General features: G+C 49.6%; 15 protein-coding genes, 1 tRNA gene and 1 riboswitch. Of the genes, 11 read left to right on the forward strand and 5 right to left on the reverse strand.

Annotated features, from left to right (window positions below):
• Positions 1 to 36 precede the first annotated feature (36 nt).
• Positions 37 to 411: a dihydroneopterin aldolase gene (folB, locus tag BLS62_RS25825; RefSeq protein ID WP_093188056.1), complete on the reverse strand. Its 375-nt coding sequence runs from the start codon at positions 409 to 411 to the stop codon at positions 37 to 39.
• A gap of 252 nt (positions 412 to 663) precedes the next feature.
• Between folB and BLS62_RS25830 the strand changes: the two genes are divergently transcribed.
• The 4 genes from BLS62_RS25830 (at position 664) to BLS62_RS25845 (ending at position 5,116) form a co-directional block, all read left to right on the forward strand.
• Positions 664 to 2,676: an acetyl-CoA carboxylase biotin carboxylase subunit gene (locus BLS62_RS25830; RefSeq protein ID WP_093188059.1), complete on the forward strand. Its 2,013-nt coding sequence runs from the start codon at positions 664 to 666 to the stop codon at positions 2,674 to 2,676.
• A 41-nt stretch (positions 2,677 to 2,717) separates the two neighbouring features.
• The gene (locus tag BLS62_RS25835; RefSeq protein WP_208991095.1) at positions 2,718 to 3,374 is read left to right on the forward strand and encodes an HAD hydrolase-like protein; all 657 of its coding nucleotides are present in this window, start codon (positions 2,718 to 2,720) and stop codon (positions 3,372 to 3,374) included.
• A 26-nt stretch (positions 3,375 to 3,400) separates the two neighbouring features.
• A complete protein-coding gene (locus tag BLS62_RS25840; RefSeq protein WP_093188064.1) occupies positions 3,401 to 3,823 on the forward strand; it encodes a gamma-glutamylcyclotransferase family protein in 423 nt (140 codons plus the stop codon).
• A 101-nt stretch (positions 3,824 to 3,924) separates the two neighbouring features.
• Positions 3,925 to 4,077, forward strand: a riboswitch (FMN riboswitch).
• A 139-nt stretch (positions 4,078 to 4,216) separates the two neighbouring features.
• Complete coding sequence (locus BLS62_RS25845; RefSeq protein ID WP_093188067.1) at positions 4,217 to 5,116, forward strand: DMT family transporter; 900 nt, start codon at positions 4,217 to 4,219, stop codon at positions 5,114 to 5,116.
• A gap of 47 nt (positions 5,117 to 5,163) precedes the next feature.
• Here BLS62_RS25845 and BLS62_RS25850 read toward each other — a convergent pair whose 3' ends face one another.
• Complete coding sequence (locus tag BLS62_RS25850; RefSeq protein WP_093188069.1) at positions 5,164 to 6,435, reverse strand: hypothetical protein; 1,272 nt, start codon at positions 6,433 to 6,435, stop codon at positions 5,164 to 5,166.
• Between the two features lie 157 nt (positions 6,436 to 6,592).
• On the opposite strand from BLS62_RS25850, the gene BLS62_RS25855 reads away from it, so the two are divergent.
• A complete protein-coding gene (locus tag BLS62_RS25855) occupies positions 6,593 to 6,862 on the forward strand; it encodes an acylphosphatase (protein WP_093188071.1) in 270 nt (89 codons plus the stop codon).
• Here BLS62_RS25855 and lipB read toward each other — a convergent pair whose 3' ends face one another.
• Positions 6,863 to 7,606 (reverse strand): lipoyl(octanoyl) transferase LipB, encoded by a 744-nt coding sequence (gene lipB / locus BLS62_RS25860; RefSeq protein WP_093188074.1) that lies wholly within the window; start codon positions 7,604 to 7,606, stop codon positions 6,863 to 6,865.
• Positions 7,607 to 7,750: 144 nt separating this feature from the next.
• Here lipB and BLS62_RS25865 point away from each other — a divergent pair, with 144 nt between their 5' ends.
• The 5 genes from BLS62_RS25865 (at position 7,751) to BLS62_RS25885 (ending at position 11,080) form a co-directional block, all read left to right on the forward strand.
• Entirely contained in the window at positions 7,751 to 8,017 is a 267-nt protein-coding gene (locus BLS62_RS25865; protein WP_093188077.1) for a FliM/FliN family flagellar motor switch protein, read from the forward strand.
• A 179-nt stretch (positions 8,018 to 8,196) separates the two neighbouring features.
• A tRNA-Leu gene (locus BLS62_RS25870) sits at positions 8,197 to 8,283 on the forward strand.
• 331 nt (positions 8,284 to 8,614) lie between these two features.
• Positions 8,615 to 10,030: a magnesium transporter gene (mgtE, locus tag BLS62_RS25875; RefSeq protein ID WP_093188079.1), complete on the forward strand. Its 1,416-nt coding sequence runs from the start codon at positions 8,615 to 8,617 to the stop codon at positions 10,028 to 10,030.
• Positions 10,031 to 10,048: 18 nt separating this feature from the next.
• Entirely contained in the window at positions 10,049 to 10,474 is a 426-nt protein-coding gene (locus BLS62_RS25880; protein WP_093188081.1) for a VOC family protein, read from the forward strand.
• 159 nt (positions 10,475 to 10,633) lie between these two features.
• Entirely contained in the window at positions 10,634 to 11,080 is a 447-nt protein-coding gene (locus BLS62_RS25885; RefSeq protein ID WP_093188083.1) for a PaaI family thioesterase, read from the forward strand.
• A gap of 94 nt (positions 11,081 to 11,174) precedes the next feature.
• Here BLS62_RS25885 and BLS62_RS25890 read toward each other — a convergent pair whose 3' ends face one another.
• A complete protein-coding gene (locus BLS62_RS25890) occupies positions 11,175 to 11,777 on the reverse strand; it encodes a hypothetical protein (protein WP_093188085.1) in 603 nt (200 codons plus the stop codon).
• Positions 11,778 to 11,963: 186 nt separating this feature from the next.
• Here BLS62_RS25890 and BLS62_RS25895 point away from each other — a divergent pair, with 186 nt between their 5' ends.
• On the forward strand, positions 11,964 to 12,389 hold the full coding sequence (locus BLS62_RS25895) for an ACT domain-containing protein (protein WP_093188087.1): 426 nt from the start codon (positions 11,964 to 11,966) through the stop codon (positions 12,387 to 12,389).
• Here the strand turns inward: BLS62_RS25895 and BLS62_RS25900 are convergent.
• Positions 12,381 to 14,465, reverse strand: a complete 2,085-nt coding sequence (locus tag BLS62_RS25900; protein WP_093188089.1) for an EAL domain-containing protein — start codon at positions 14,463 to 14,465, stop codon at positions 12,381 to 12,383. The genes BLS62_RS25895 and BLS62_RS25900 overlap by 9 nt on opposite strands.
• Positions 14,466 to 14,732: the final 267 nt, after the last annotated feature.

Raw genomic sequence — 14,732 nt, forward strand, 5'->3', positions numbered from 1 at the left:
TTAGCCGACCTTGAAGAAAATCAAGGTGAATTGAGTTTAGGTTTCCGGTCTCTCGCGTGTGATTTCCACTGCAAATCCACCCACATGAACAGGGACCGGAGCTGATGGCTTGTTCACCTTCACTGTGACTTTTGAGATGCGCACATCCATTTTGAAAACAGCTTCACAAATGGCTCCTGCAAGACGTTCTAATAGGTTGAAGCGGGATTGGGTGACCACGGCCTCTACAGTCTTGGCAAGAGTGCCGTAGCAAACTGTATCTTCGTATTCATCCGAATGAGTGGCTTTTTCAAAATCTGCCCAACAGGTGAGGTCTACGATAAAGCGTTGGCCAAGTTTGGCTTCCTCATCATAAAGGCCATGAAATGCAAAGAAGGACAGGCCTTCCAGATAAATCTTATGCTCATTCATTGTGAGGCTCCGTTCCTATTCTTGGCAGTTGGAGTTCTTCTGTTGCCAGAGGTTGCTGGTAAACTCAATGCTATGTGCTCAAAAATTCTCGAAACACCGTTGTTTTGAGGGGGGTGTTTTCTGTTTTGGGAAAAGCGATTTGCCATAGGGCCGCACGATGGTTCTTCGCCCTATTGTGAGGTTGCGGAGTTGTGTGGAGATGCCTACAACCCAGCACTGTATAGTAAGACTACGTGTATTTGGGATGGGCGCATGTTTTCAAAAATTCTGATCGCAAACCGTGGCGAAATCGCTTGCCGTGTCATTAAGACTGCTAAGGCGATGGGAATCAAAACGGTTGCAGTTTATTCCGATGCGGACCGGGATGCACTTCATGTTGAGATGGCTGACGAGGCTGTTCATATTGGTGAGCCGACAGCTGCAAAATCCTACCTTGTGATCGACAAGATTATTGATGCATGCAAACAGACGGGTGCTGAAGCTGTTCATCCGGGGTATGGTTTCCTTTCCGAGCGCGCTGAATTTTGTGCGCGCTTGAAGCAGGAAGGCATTGTCTTCATTGGTCCAAATTCCAAAGCCATCGAAGTTATGGGCGATAAAATCACCTCCAAACGCTTTGCGTCGGATGCTGATGTTTCGACTGTTCCAGGCTATATGGGACTGATCGAAACACCTGAAGATGCCAAGCGTATTGCAACTGAAGTCGGTTACCCGGTGATGATTAAAGCATCAGCCGGTGGTGGCGGCAAAGGCATGCGCATTGCATTGAACGATAGCGAGGCAATGGATGGCTTTGATCGTGCCAGATCTGAGGCAATCAGTTCGTTCGGTGATGATCGCATCTTCATCGAGAAATTCATTGAAAATCCGCGCCATATCGAAATTCAGATCATGGGCGATAAACACGGTAACGTTATTTATCTGGGTGAACGTGAGTGTTCTATTCAGCGCCGAAATCAGAAAGTAATTGAGGAAGCTCCATCTCCGCTTTTGGATGAAGAAACCCGCCGCAAAATGGGTGAGCAGGCTGTTGCACTGGCTAAAGCCGTTGATTATGACAGTGCTGGTACGGTTGAGTTCGTGGCAGCTCAGGACAAGAGTTTCTTCTTCCTTGAGATGAATACCCGTCTTCAGGTGGAGCACCCTGTAACGGAATTAGTTACCGGTGTTGACCTTGTGGAGCAGATGATCCGTGTGGCTGCTGGTGAAGAACTGGCTATTAAGCAAGAGGATGTGAAGTTGAATGGTTGGTCCATTGAAAGTCGCATCTACGCTGAGGATCCATACCGCAATTTCCTGCCTTCCATTGGTCGTTTGACATATTACCGCCCGCCTGCTGAAGGAAAGCATGGCAACTACGTGGTTCGTAATGACACTGGTGTTGTTGAGGGATCTGAGATCTCCATGTTCTACGATCCGATGATTGCAAAGCTGGTGACGCATGCTGCGACCCGAGCCGAGGCGATTGCAGGCATGAGCACAGCGCTTGATGAGTTTCAGGTGGATGGCATTCAGCACAATGTGCCGTTTCTAGCCTCTTTGATGAAACATCCTCGTTGGCGCTCCGGCGAAATTTCAACTGGCTTTATTGCAGATGAATATCCAGATGGGTTCGAGCCTGCGATTCCAGATGCAGAGGCCCGCTCTGTGCTGGCTTCTGTTGCACTCTCTATGCATTTGATTGAGCGTGAGCGTCTTGATCATTTGCCGGGTCGTTTGCGTCCGCACCATGGGGCTGTTCGCCGCGAGTGGGCTGTTCTGATCAATGGAGAGAAGCTGGTCGCTGAACTCCTTGAAGGTATGCCTGCAACGCCTATTGATCTGGACGTGTGCATTGAGGGCGGCGCACATGAGCGCGTTGCCTCCAGGTGGGCTCCAGGTGAGATGTTATGGAAAGGGCAGGTTGGCGCTCGTAATGTTAGCGTTCAGGTGCGTGCTGTTGATAATGGCTACCAGTTGGATTGGCAGGGTTATTCTGTAGTTGCACAAGTGACGAGCCCGCGGATTGCGGAACTTGCCGCATTGATGCCTGAGAAGATTGCTCCAGACACATCCAACTTGTTGCTTTGCCCGATGCCGGGGCTTGTTGTTTCTCTTCATGTGGAAGAGGGACAGGAGGTAAAGGCTGGTGAGCAGCTTGCCATTGTTGAGGCCATGAAAATGGAAAATGTGCTTCGGGCTGAACGTGATTGTGTGGTAAGCGCAATTAAGGCTGCGCCGGGTGATAGTCTGGCAGTTGATGCAGTGATCATGGAATTTGAATAAGGGGTTGGCGCAAAGCCAATGCCCAGTTTGAGGAATTGGCTTTGCGCACTCTGCTTTTTGATTTGGATGGAACGCTGACAGACCCGTTTGTTGGCATTGTTACCAGCGTTCAATATGCGCTTGAAAAACTTGGCCGTGATGTTCCTCCGGCAAAAGACCTTGCTTTTGTTATCGGCCCTCCGCTCACCGAAACGCTTAGTCAACTCCTTGATACTGAGGATGAAGAGCTGGTTCTTGAAGCTGTTCGCCTGTACCGTGAGCGCTATACCACCATCGGTCTTTATGAAAATAAGCGCTATGAGGGCATCAAAGAGATTCTTAGTGAAGCTCAAGCCCGCGGCGATCGCCTGTTTGTGTGTACCTCCAAGCCATGGGTTTATGCGGAAAAGATCATCGCCCACTTTGAGCTGGATGGCTTTTTTGAAAAGACCTACGGCTGTGAGCTGGATATGACCCGCGGCAACAAGGTTGAGCTGCTGGCTTATCTGCTGGAGCAGGAAAAGCTCGACCCTTCAAAAACAGTTATGATCGGAGACCGGAAGCACGACCTTATTGCGGCTTCTGAAAATGGCGTTGCCTCAATTGGTGTGCTGTGGGGGTACGGTTCTGCTGAGGAGCTTGCAGAGTATAAGGCCGGTACTGTTGTGTCATCGCCTACAGAGCTTGCTACGCATCTTGCTGGAAGCCTCGTTTCCTGATTTCACCCTCTTCTAATGAGTGTTTTATGCCGATTTACTTTGCTTATGGCCGTCTGTTGGATCCTAAAATTATGGCAAGCCGTTGCCCGAACGCGAAAGCGCTCGGTCCTGCTTCTATGGGTGGGTATCGCTTTATCGTCACCTCTGAAGGTGTGCCTTCTATGGTGAAGTCTCCGGGGAAAACCGTTCACGGCGTACTTTGGGACTGCCGGGTTGGTGAAATCGCTGTTGTTGATGGAGCGGAAGCTCTTTTCCGAAAGGGACTGGATAAAGTGTTCCTTGCCGTTCGTTTTGGCCAGCAAAGCAAATCTGCAATTTTGTATGTGAGCCGAACTGCGAAAACAGGCAAACCGCACATCAAAGCGTGGGAAGGGGTTATGTCTGGCGCCGCGCACTGGCAGTTTCCTGAGTTGTACCGGGAAGAGTTACGTCAGTGGGATTTGCGGTAACAGCGCTATGTTTCCCTATAGGATTGTTTTCAGTTAGACTGAAAGCCTACTCGTAATTTCCTGAGAATCTGTTAGATAACAGTGTTCCCTTTTTGGGGGGACCTAATTCTCAGGGCGGGGTGAAACTCCCTACCGGTGGTGATGGGTCTTTCATGATCATAAGTCCACGAGCGCCTTCTCTATGGTGAGAGGGGTCAGCAGATCCGGTGAGATCCCGGAACCGACGGTTATAGTCCGGATGAAAGAGAATGTAGGTGTGGAGGTGTTCCAATGAACGCCGCTTGCTTGCGCGTCCTGATTCAATGGAACTTTGCAGCCTGATTGTGCTGCTCTTTGGATCAGAAAGATGTTTATGTTCAATCTGTTTATAGCTGACCTAAATGAGGCGCGTGTATGAGTACATCACGTAGCTCTATGCGGACATCTGCTGCCGTTGTTGGCGCGAGTTGGATGATTTTTGCAGGTGCGGCTTTCGCTATCACCAACTCCGCTATGCAGTATCTGACGTTGGTGCAAGGGCTTAGCTCCACGAGTGCAACGTTCTGGCAGTACTTTGTTTCATTGGTTGTTATGCTGCCGGTCATCTGGCGTATCGGTTTTGTCGGGCTAAAAACCACACAGCTTGGTCTTCATGTCTTCCGCGTGATTTTGGCAGCGCTAGGCGTTCAGTTCTGGATTGCGGGTTTGGCAAACGGTGTGCCGATCTGGCAGGCCATTGCGCTTTTGATGACCTCTCCTTTCTTTGTAACCATTGGTGCTGCTGCATTTCTTCGCGAAAAAGCGAGTGGTCAGCGCTGGTTAGCAACGGCTATTGGGTTCGTTGGGGGGATGATTATCCTGAGTCCATGGGATGAGACATTCCAGCTGGTTGCACTGCTGCCGATTGTGGCTGCATTGCTCTGGGGGTCTTCCATCTTGTGTATGAAGAAGCTTGAAGAGAAAGAGAGCCCGCAATCGGTTACGCTTTATCTACTGCTGCTTCTGACTCCGATCAATCTTGTTCTGGCGTTGCTGGCTCCAAGTGGCTTGGAATTGCCTGTAGGCATGAGCATGTGGTGGCTTGTTATTCTGGCTGGTTTGCTGGGTGCCATTGCGAACGGCTCTCTAGCAATGGCTTATGAGCGCGTTGATGCTGCTTATCTTCAGCCATTCGACCATTTGAAGCTGCCGCTGAATGTGCTTTGTGGCTTTCTCGTCTTTGGATGGGCGCCGCCTGGAAATCTCTGGCTTGGTGCAGCCCTTATTATTGGTGCGTCGCTTTACATTGTTCATGTGGAGCGCACGTCCAGTTAAACAAAAGCCCGGTGGTTTCTCCGGGCTTTTTTAATGCTCTGTGGGTGTTAGTTAAACCAGGCGGCAAAAGAGCCGAAGTTACGGCCCATGGGCCTTGTAATGGTTCTCAGGAAATTTCCCTCCCAGACCGGACCATCTTCAACATAGTCAACCGAGTTCGGTCCGGTGATGAAGAGGACCAGATCAAACGAGGGAGCGGTTTCAAAGAATTTCTTCATGTTGATCCCGTCTTCAAAAACCATTGAAGGAACAAGAAGTTCTCCGTTTAACACCTGTTCCGTTGCGCTTACCGCTTTGAGCCATGCATCGATAGTCTCTTGAGTGACGGCAAGAGATTGAAACGGGCTTGTTTGATTTGGATTGGGAAGCCATTCATTGTCGTCATCTGTCTCTTTTCCAACAAGTTCCCATGTCTCGTAATTCAGTTGCATAACTTTGAGCAGGTTTTGATGGGTCGCTTTGAGACGATCCGGGTTTTCAACCTGCCAGTTTATGCTGTGAATGAAGTTGAGGGGAGCGGCGAATGAAGCAAAGCCGCTGCCATCTTCATACTTTTTCTTCTCCTCCAGCAACTGGCCGTACTCAGTTGCGGATGGACCAAAAACACTGTGAAAGGTGAGATCGTATGTGTTCTGGTAATCAAAGGCGAGAAGGAAGTTTGCCGCGGACATAAGCAGGTTAGAGTAGCCCTGAAGCCATTTTGCGTCTGCCTGATCAAAGGTGACTGGAAAAGACTGAGCTTTGTCATTCACTTTGAAAACGCGAGAACTTGAGAGGCTTCCCAGAATATTTGAGAGATTTTCGTGGGGCTCGATTGTTCCACTCTGGTCAGCGTCCAATGAAATCTTCAGGAGATCAACTGGCAGCTTAACCGGTTGATCTGAAAGAGTTTCCAATGTCTGATTGGCTTGTTCCATGGAGGATACAAACCTCTCAAGCATTTCTCTTGTTTTCTCGTAGGTTATTGCCTCTGGGGAAGGATTAGGTGCGACTGGTATTCTGAATATAGGCAGGAAAGACCGTAGATTTCTGTCGACTGCTGCATTGCCTGCGCCGTACCGGTAGAGGTCCTGCTGTAACACTTCTAGTGCACTGAGGAACTGCAGGGCTCCCAATGCGAAGATGGCTTCGTTGTCGGTCTGGTTCTGCTTGGTTTGCTGGGTAAAGCTTTTGATGCCCAGCTTATAGGCGGCGGTTTCGACGATCTCATTAAATCGCTTTGATGTGCTTTCCGCTGCTGTCGCGTAGGTGGGGAAGGTCGTTGCGACTGCTGTTGCAGATAGTGTCACGGCAATAAGGCTGCCTTTGAAAAAATGCATAAAGTGTCTCCTAATGCGATGACCCTATAAGATATGGGAGTTGATGTTTTTTTTAAGGCTTGCAATCTAGGCGTGCTTGGCAGAAATGGCCTGCGTCACTGTTCTCGAAGAGAAAATGAGCCGTTGGCTATAACGGCCAGCGTTTCAGGAGATGTTTATGAAAACCATACACTTTTCCATCAAGGGATTGGTGCAGGGTGTTGGGTATCGCGCCTGGCTCTATAAAAAAGCGGGAATGCTTGGTGTTTCCGGCTGGTGCAAGAACCTGCCGGATGGGTCTGTTGAGGTTGTTGTTTCTGGTGATCCAGAGAAAGTTGATGCTTTGCTGATGGCAATGCAGGTTGGACCTTCGGCTGCGCAGGTGGATGCGTTGAGCAGATTGGAAGAGGCCCCAGAAGAAAAGGGGTCTTTCCGGATCGAACATTGATTACTCTGAGCTTGTTTCAGGCGCTCGTACCAGACCAGATGGTCCGATAGTTGTTGTTGGCCCGAAGATCTCTTCAAATTGCGCCCGTAGGATAATATCTACCTCCGGCAGAGAGAGCGGCAGGCCCATATCTACAAGGCTGGTGACGCCGTGTTTCTGTATCCCGCAAGGTACGATACCGGAGAAGTGCTCCAGATCGGGGTCCACGTTTAGTGAGATGCCATGAAACGTGACCCACTTCCTCAGGCGAATGCCGATGGCTGCGATCTTGTCTTCAACACCTTCCCCTTTTTGCGGACGCTTTACCCAGACGCCAACGCGATCTTCGCGGCGTTCTCCGCGCACGTGATGTTGCCAGAGTGTATCGATAAGCCATTGTTCTAATGCAGCAACAAAGGCTCGGACATCCTGTTTTCTCCGCTTCAGATCCAGCATGACGTAAGCAACGCGCTGCCCGGGGCCATGGTAGGTGTACTGTCCGCCGCGGCCTGTTTCAAAAACTGGAAAACGATCTTTTGAGATGAGGTCAATAGGGTCGGCGCTGGTGCCTGCTGTATATAGAGGGGGGTGCTCCAAAAGCCAGACGCGTTCTGCTGCCGTGCCTTCTGCTATGGCTGCGACGCGTTCGTCCATCTCTTTTTGCGCAACTTCATAGGGGACAAGATCGTCATCAATGACCCATTCAACGGGGGGAGATCCTTCGATTGGAAGGAAGTCAGTTGTGAGTGTTTGACGATCTGCCATGTTTTTTCCCAAAATGATCTGCGGATTTCGGTTAGGAAGTTTGCCCTAATGAGATGTAAGCGTCTACACTAAAAATAACAGGGCACTCAACTCACAGAGTATATGATTGCTGGTTTTTATTCTCTGACTTGCTGGAGGACAGATATGAACAGGTTCGATGATATCACCGTTGATATTTCGGTGGTGCTGGGAAAATCCGACATGCCAGTGCATCAATTGTTGCGGATGGGACGTGGTGCGGTGATCGAGTTGGATACTCAAGAAGCTGATGATGTTGTCATTTTAGCCAATAACACACCGGTTGCCGAAGGGCAGGTGACTGTTGTTGGCGATAAAATTGGCGTTGTCATCACAAAGGTTTTGCAGCGTGCTGTAGAAATGCGGCCCATTTCCATGGAAGATCGTATCTGAAGCCACCCGTTCGGTGGATAAGTCCCCGTCAAAACGAGGTTTTTTCGATTTTTTTGCAGTGTGCTGTGAATTTCTGGAAAAGGGCACTTGCGCTGGTTCGAGGGGTTGGCTATATCACCGCTCACCAGCCGACGGGGCGAGGCTAACAAGCCAAGCCAACCGGAGGCAGCCTAGGTTTTGCGGCCGTGGCGGAATTGGTAGACGCGCAGCGTTGAGGTCGCTGTGGGGTAACACCCGTGGAAGTTCGAGTCTTCTCGGCCGCACCAAAAACCCCGAGTTCTTTATTGAACCGGGGTTTTTTGCCATCTACCTCCCTGTTTTCAAATGTAAATACAAACACAGCTCTGTTGTACGGAAACGAGGGAAGGCCTTCATTTGCGTTGATATGCGCTTATTTGAGTGGTTTTGCGTTTTTTACGATTTCCATGCGTTCCAATGTAAATCGCGAATTCTTCGCAAAAGCATTGCACGGTCTGACAAGGTCGCTATAAACACAAAACTGTGCACAGGGACGGCGGTACCTGGGTATTTCAAATTTCTGCAATCTTGAGGGACGATGCTCAGTTCAGGCATTTGGTTCAAACCAGTGGAGGTCTCATGACCCAATCGGAAAATCCCGGTGCGCTTCATGCTGTGCCCCCTCCACCGAATGTTCGAGATGCAAGCGGGCACCTTGATGCTCAATACGTCACTCGTATTGAAGCTGCGCTCGAAGTGCGCAATGCAGGTGTCATCCGTGAGCTTGCGGGTAATCTGCATGAAGCGGACATGGGTGACCTGCTGGAAACCCTTCGACATGATGACCGCGTTCTCCTTATTCAACTGCTTGGTGATGATTTTGACTTCGCCGCTTTGACAGAGATGGAGGAATCTGTGCGTGCGCAGGTTCTGGAAGCTTTGCCAGATGATGAAGTTGTTGAGGGGATCGGTGAACTTGAATCCGATGATGCGGTTTATCTGCTTGAGGATATGGAGCAGGAAGAGCAGGATAAGATTCTTGCTCAGCTGCCGAATGTTGATCAGGTTCAGATTAAACGTGCGCTGGAGTTTCCCGAGGAAACCGCTGGGCGTATTGTTCAGACCGATTTTATTGCTGTGCCTCCGTTCTGGACAGTGGGGCAGGTGATCGACCATCTGCGGAGCTCTGAGGACCTGCCTGAAAGCTTTTATGAGCTTTATGTGGTTGATCCCGGTTTCCGTCTGCTGGGAGCTGTGGCGCTGGACCAATTGCTGCGAACTAAGCGCTCCAAGAAGATCTCCAAGATTATGGAGGAGACACGCCATTCCGTTCTGGTTACTAATGACCAGGAGGATGTGGCTCGGTTGTTCGAGCGGTACAATCTTATTTCTGTCGCTGTTACGGATGTTTCCGAGCGGTTGGTCGGTATCCTTACTGTTGATGACATTGTGGATGTTATTCAGGAAGAGGCTGAAGAGGACATGCTGGCGATGGCTGGTGTGGGTGACGAGGAAATCTCAGACAGCGTTCTGGAGATTGCCAAATCCCGTATCTCATGGCTGACGGTCAACGTGTTTACTGCCATTTTTGCAGCCTATGTGATTTCCCTGTTCTCCGCCACTATCGAACGTATGGTGGCGCTTGCTGTGTTGATGCCGATTGTTGCCTCTATGGGTGGTAATTCCGGCACTCAGACGATGGCGGTGACGGTTCGCGCAATCGCAACACAAGAGTTGAATAGACGGAACCTGCTCCGCGTTTTACGACGCGAGTTGCTGGTTGGCATTCTCAACGGCGTGGGTCTTGGAGTGTTTGTTGGTGTTATTGCAGGGGCATGGTTTGGCAACCCAGAACTTGGGGTAGTGATTGGGAGTGCAGTTCTGATTAACTCCATTTGTGCCGGTTTGTTTGGTCTTCTTGTTCCTATGGGATTAGAGAGGATTGGAGCGGATCCTGCCATTGCTTCTTCAGTGTTTGTGACCATGATAACGGACGTGGTTGGTTTCTTTACGTTTTTGTTCCTGGCAGCGTGGTGGTTTGCCTTACCATACTAGCCAGGCAGGAGGTCTGGAATGGGTGCCCCAGGTATCAATGGTATTGTTGAAACAGCAGTTTACGTGGACGATTGCGAGGTCGCACACACATTTTACGGTGAAATGCTGGGATTGAAGCGCGTCGTGCAGGGTGAGCGAATGTGGGGCTATGCTGTTGCTCCCGGACAAATGCTGCTTATCTTCAAGCGCGGTGCCTGCCGGAAGGACGTTGAAAGCCCTTATGGTGTGGTGCCGGGACATGGAGCTGATGGCCGGTCACACTTTGCATTTGCGATTTCAAGAGATGAGCTTATCGATTGGCGTGAGTATCTGGAGGATAAATGCATCCCGATCCGAAGTGAAGTGCGCTGGCCGCAAGGAGGCATAAGCCTCTTTTTTGATGACCCTTTTGGCAATGTGGTGGAATTAGCAACACCGGGTTTGTGGCCCAACTATCAAGATTAAACAGAGCTTAGCCGTTTGACCCATTAGACATACTGTTTCAGTGATCGTTACACTACGCCTCTTTAAAGCTGAGGGTGGCCCGTTGCGTTTGTGCGGCCTGCCCCTGATTTTGGTGCGGGCTCCAATCGTTTGAGTAGTACGCGCTCTTGAGGACTGTTTATGAGTGAATTTATTCCAGCTTGCGCGCATTGGCAGAGCCGGGTTGAGCAAAGCTTCAACAAACAAAAGATGATGGGGCACATTGGTGCCTACCTTGGTGATATGGAGCCGGGGGCTATTGATGTGGTGTTGCCGCATGAGGATGGCGTTACACAGCAGCATGGGTTTTTCCATGGGGGTGCTATTTCCACCATTGCTGATGTGGCAGCAGGATACGCAGCTTTCTCGCTGATGCCAGCAGAGAAGGGCGTCTTGTCTGTTGAGTTCAAAGTGAATTTCCTGCGACCTGGAATTGGGGAACATTTGATTGCCAGAGGGCGCGTCCTCAAGCCGGGAAACATGGTCACCACCGCAAAAGCAGATGTGTTCGGGATCAGTGATGGCAAAGAAACACTGGTCGCAACAGGGCTTTTCACAATGTTCGGCAAAGATGGATTTGTAGATTAAGGTTGTTATCACGAGTGGTACAATTCGCTCTGATGCAATCACATCGTCGCGAATTGTGTTTTTGCTGTCGATACAGATAAAGATTTTGCTTGGTTCAGGAGTTCAAAAATTTAACTGCAGCTTCGTCACGTTTGCCAATGTAAACGATGAGCTTACTTCCATCACTTTGTACACTGACGCCCACCTTCGTCGCGACTTCCTTTTTCTTTTTTTCGCAGGCTGAGTTGGCTACTTTCAGCTTTTCTTGGAGGCTATCGTATTCTTTTTTCGATTTTAGGATTGGCTGCCTCTCTTTCACCATATCCTTCAAAATACTTTTTTGATTTTTATAATTTTCATCTTTTGAAATGTCTGTTTTCTGCTGTTTTGCCTGATCTTCTAACCCCTTAATGTAAAGCATCTTTATTTTGATGTTATGATTTGCTTCCTCCATCTTACTCACGATGGGGGCTTTGGCTTTAATCGCTTTGTCTATGCTTTCGATTGCAGCGGTGTATTTTGCAATAATTGGAGATTCTTCGACTTGTTGATCGAAGGCTTTACGCAGGCCCTGCTTACCGCTGCCGATAACCTTACTAAACTTTACCTTATCTTTAGCACCGACCTTTTCTTTTTTACTGATGGCATCCCAACCGGACTTGTCATATTTGCCAAAGAAATCATCAATGTCTTTGAATTTACATAGAACTGTAGGCATTTTTGCGTCCCTTTTTGAGGTTTCTCATTCCGCTTTTTTGAAACGAGATCTGGTAGAACTACCTAGATCTTCCGGGAGGTGCCCTAGCAAATTGTTTATTTGATTTTGAGATTTGTGTTAGATTTTAAGAAGCCAGTTGCATTTGTTTTCATATTGAATTCTGGGTTTTAGATCTGAGGAGTGAGTATGCCATCACATGGTTTGACGGATTTGCAGGAGTTGCTAGCTTCCTTGCGGGCGTCGGTCTCTGAGGAGGGGTATGTTTTTGCCAGTTTTCCGAATGGGAGTATTCATGAATTGGCGGAGTATTCTCCGCTGGGATTGTTTTGGGAAAACGAGGGGTTAACGGCAATTCTCTCCGTTGAGAATGCTGGTAAGGCGGGTGTGGAGACAGAGCCATGTTTTCGGCGGATCTCACTTGCTGTTCATTCTTCATTGGAAGCGGTGGGGCTGACTGCCGCGCTGTCTAACGCCCTTTCCGAGGCGGGAATATCTGCAAATGTTGTGGCCGCTTATTATCACGATCACATTTTCGTGCCCGATGAGAGAGCAGAGGCTGCGCTGGCTGCTTTGGAGGCATTGAGCGCATCTGCCCAGGCTGGATTAAGATAAAACGCTTGCTGCCGCTTTTGGCAAAGTGACGGCGCTCTGTCCTTTTAACAGGCATTCAAAGGTCTTGGCAGAAACGGCAGGGGAATAAAGGTATCCTTGATATTCATGACAGTTGAGTTTTTGGACCTGCCGTAATTGTTCTTCTGTTTCAATACCTTCTGCGACCAGTGTAAGGTTCAACAGGCGGCCCATCTGTACGATCATCTGTACTATTGGCCATCGTTTGGTATCGGCAATGAAAGAGCGGTCAATTTTTAGCGCAGTTACTGGATAGCGTTGCAGGTAGCCAAGGTTTGAATAACCGGTACCGAAGTCATCAATTTCCAACGCAAAGCCAATATCGCGCAGGGCATTGAGTTCCTTCAGGGTTTCATTGGCATCGCTGAGCAGGGCGCTCTCGGTTATTTCCAAGCGGATTGAGTTCGCAGATGCGCCGGTTTCTTCCAATATATTCTTTAGTCGCTGGGATATGCGGCCTCTGCGGAACTGAGCAGGGGACAGGTTGATCGAAAGAGCGATGTTGTAACCGGCCTCTGCCCATTGCTTTTGCTGCAGCATGGCGACACGGGCCACCCAGTCGCCAATCTCATCAATCATGCCAGCTTCCTCGGCAATCTCAATAAAGCTGGCCGCGGAAACCAGACCGCGGGTCGGGTGGTGCCAGCGCAAAAGGCCTTCAGCGCCGACAATACGATTGGAGGAGATATCGAGGCGAGGCTGGTAGTGAACTGCGAGCTCTTTGTTGCGCAGGGCCTGACGTAACGCGGTTTCAAGGCTGATGCGTTCTTCGGCCTCGCGAGACATGGAGACATCAAAGAAGCAAATGCGATCACGGCCCAGATCTTTGGCCTTATACATGGCCAGATCGGATTTGCGCATGAGTGTGTCGAGATCAGTTCCATGCTCAGGATAGGTGCAGACGCCTATGGAGGGCGTGACCTGCAACATGTGGCCCCTTACTTTACACGGCTGAGATAGGATAATTCGAATTTCCCGGCTGATCTCTTCCAGTAAATCTGTATCAGCGAAGTTGGCTATCAGGACAACGAATTCATCGCCGCCCAAACGAGCGACAAAGCCGATGCCTTCCACCACTTCTTTCAAGCGCTTGGCGATGATGACTAGAAGATCATCACCCACGAGATGACCGAGAGTGTCATTGATGGTTTTGAAGCGATCCAGATCAATGAAGATAAGGGCGCCGGGGTTTCCCGTCAGGCGGGTTTCATCCAGATAGCGCTCTGCTTCAATTTCAAGGAATGTGCGGTTGGCGAGGCCGGTTAAAGTGTCATGATGCGCGAGGTACCGCACTTCGTGCTCTGCCTTCAAACGCTTCGTGACATCCACTGCGCTGAGCAAAACGGTTTTAGCCCCTGAATAAGGGTCAAACCCACGGCGGGCATTGAGATCAAACCAGCGTTCCCCTTGCGAAGAATGCATCAGAGCCACAAGACTGGCCTGACCATTGGTGTGCAGAGCGTCCATCATGGCATCGTAATCACGGCGATTACACATGCGGTTTGCGAGGTTCTCGCAGCCGTTGGGCCGGTTCAGGCGGCTGGCCGGGTTTTCAAAGATGAGATTGCCGTTCTCATCGAACATGGTGATCATGGAGGTGGTGTGCAGTAAAACTTGCGCACTGCGCACTTGCGTTGGTTCTTGTCCGACCTCTGAGGTGATCTGCATCATTAAGGCTGGTCTGCCGGTCACGAGCATTTGCGGTGATATGGAGCAGTACACGGAGACTGGCTGAGAGTTAGGAACGAGCGTGATGCACTCTGCAATGCGGCCTTCTTCTGTAACGCGGCGCATATAGGAGTGCAGATTGCGACGGTAAGCCGGATTATTAAATGGCGCAGGAAGTTCCGTTTTGAACTCGCCCGTGGAATCAATACAGTCGAAAAGCTTTTTCCCTAGGAACGACAGACCAGAAGGATTTGCCCAAATAAGCTTGGTCTGATCTATATCCACGACATATATAGGAACCTCAACACGCGCAAAGGCGCGTTGATCTTCTGGCGGAACAGTCGAATGATAAAGGACAGTTGTGTCTCGTGTCTCAATATGTCCAGTCAAACCAGAAAATCCCTTCGTCCTGTGTCCTGGGGCTAGACACCGTTCCGTTTATGGCTTCATCAGCTTTAAGTGGATTGTTATTTATACCTATTATGTGAGTTGCAAGGTTATTAAAACGTTATTCCTTTACCTTTAAGTTGGATAAAATGGGCAGTCACTTGTGTACATTTTTCAGTTTCACGGTGAATTGAACTAGCCTTTCAGAAAGATCCACCAAAAGTGGGGGAGAACACCCTCTTTTTCCTAGGGAATTTCTGTTAGACTATG

The sequence above is a fragment of the Pseudovibrio sp. Tun.PSC04-5.I4 genome (assembly GCF_900104145.1).
GTDB lineage: Bacteria > Pseudomonadota > Alphaproteobacteria > Rhizobiales > Stappiaceae > Pseudovibrio.

What these genes read in the sequence shown, in the direction of transcription:
- folB (WP_093188056.1), bottom strand. Translation starts at nt 411, where the DNA reads ATGAATGAGCATAAGATTTATCTGGAAGGCCTGTCCTTCTTTGCATTT.
- BLS62_RS25830 (WP_093188059.1), top strand. Translation starts at nt 664, where the DNA reads ATGTTTTCAAAAATTCTGATCGCAAACCGTGGCGAAATCGCTTGCCGT.
- BLS62_RS25840 (WP_093188064.1), top strand. Translation starts at nt 3,401, where the DNA reads ATGCCGATTTACTTTGCTTATGGCCGTCTGTTGGATCCTAAAATTATG.
- BLS62_RS25845 (WP_093188067.1), top strand. Translation starts at nt 4,217, where the DNA reads ATGAGTACATCACGTAGCTCTATGCGGACATCTGCTGCCGTTGTTGGC.
- BLS62_RS25850 (WP_093188069.1), bottom strand. Translation starts at nt 6,435, where the DNA reads ATGCATTTTTTCAAAGGCAGCCTTATTGCCGTGACACTATCTGCAACA.
- BLS62_RS25855 (WP_093188071.1), top strand. Translation starts at nt 6,593, where the DNA reads ATGAAAACCATACACTTTTCCATCAAGGGATTGGTGCAGGGTGTTGGG.
- lipB (WP_093188074.1), bottom strand. Translation starts at nt 7,606, where the DNA reads ATGGCAGATCGTCAAACACTCACAACTGACTTCCTTCCAATCGAAGGA.
- BLS62_RS25865 (WP_093188077.1), top strand. Translation starts at nt 7,751, where the DNA reads ATGAACAGGTTCGATGATATCACCGTTGATATTTCGGTGGTGCTGGGA.
- mgtE (WP_093188079.1), top strand. Translation starts at nt 8,615, where the DNA reads ATGACCCAATCGGAAAATCCCGGTGCGCTTCATGCTGTGCCCCCTCCA.
- BLS62_RS25880 (WP_093188081.1), top strand. Translation starts at nt 10,049, where the DNA reads ATGGGTGCCCCAGGTATCAATGGTATTGTTGAAACAGCAGTTTACGTG.
- BLS62_RS25885 (WP_093188083.1), top strand. Translation starts at nt 10,634, where the DNA reads ATGAGTGAATTTATTCCAGCTTGCGCGCATTGGCAGAGCCGGGTTGAG.
- BLS62_RS25890 (WP_093188085.1), bottom strand. Translation starts at nt 11,777, where the DNA reads ATGCCTACAGTTCTATGTAAATTCAAAGACATTGATGATTTCTTTGGC.
- BLS62_RS25895 (WP_093188087.1), top strand. Translation starts at nt 11,964, where the DNA reads ATGCCATCACATGGTTTGACGGATTTGCAGGAGTTGCTAGCTTCCTTG.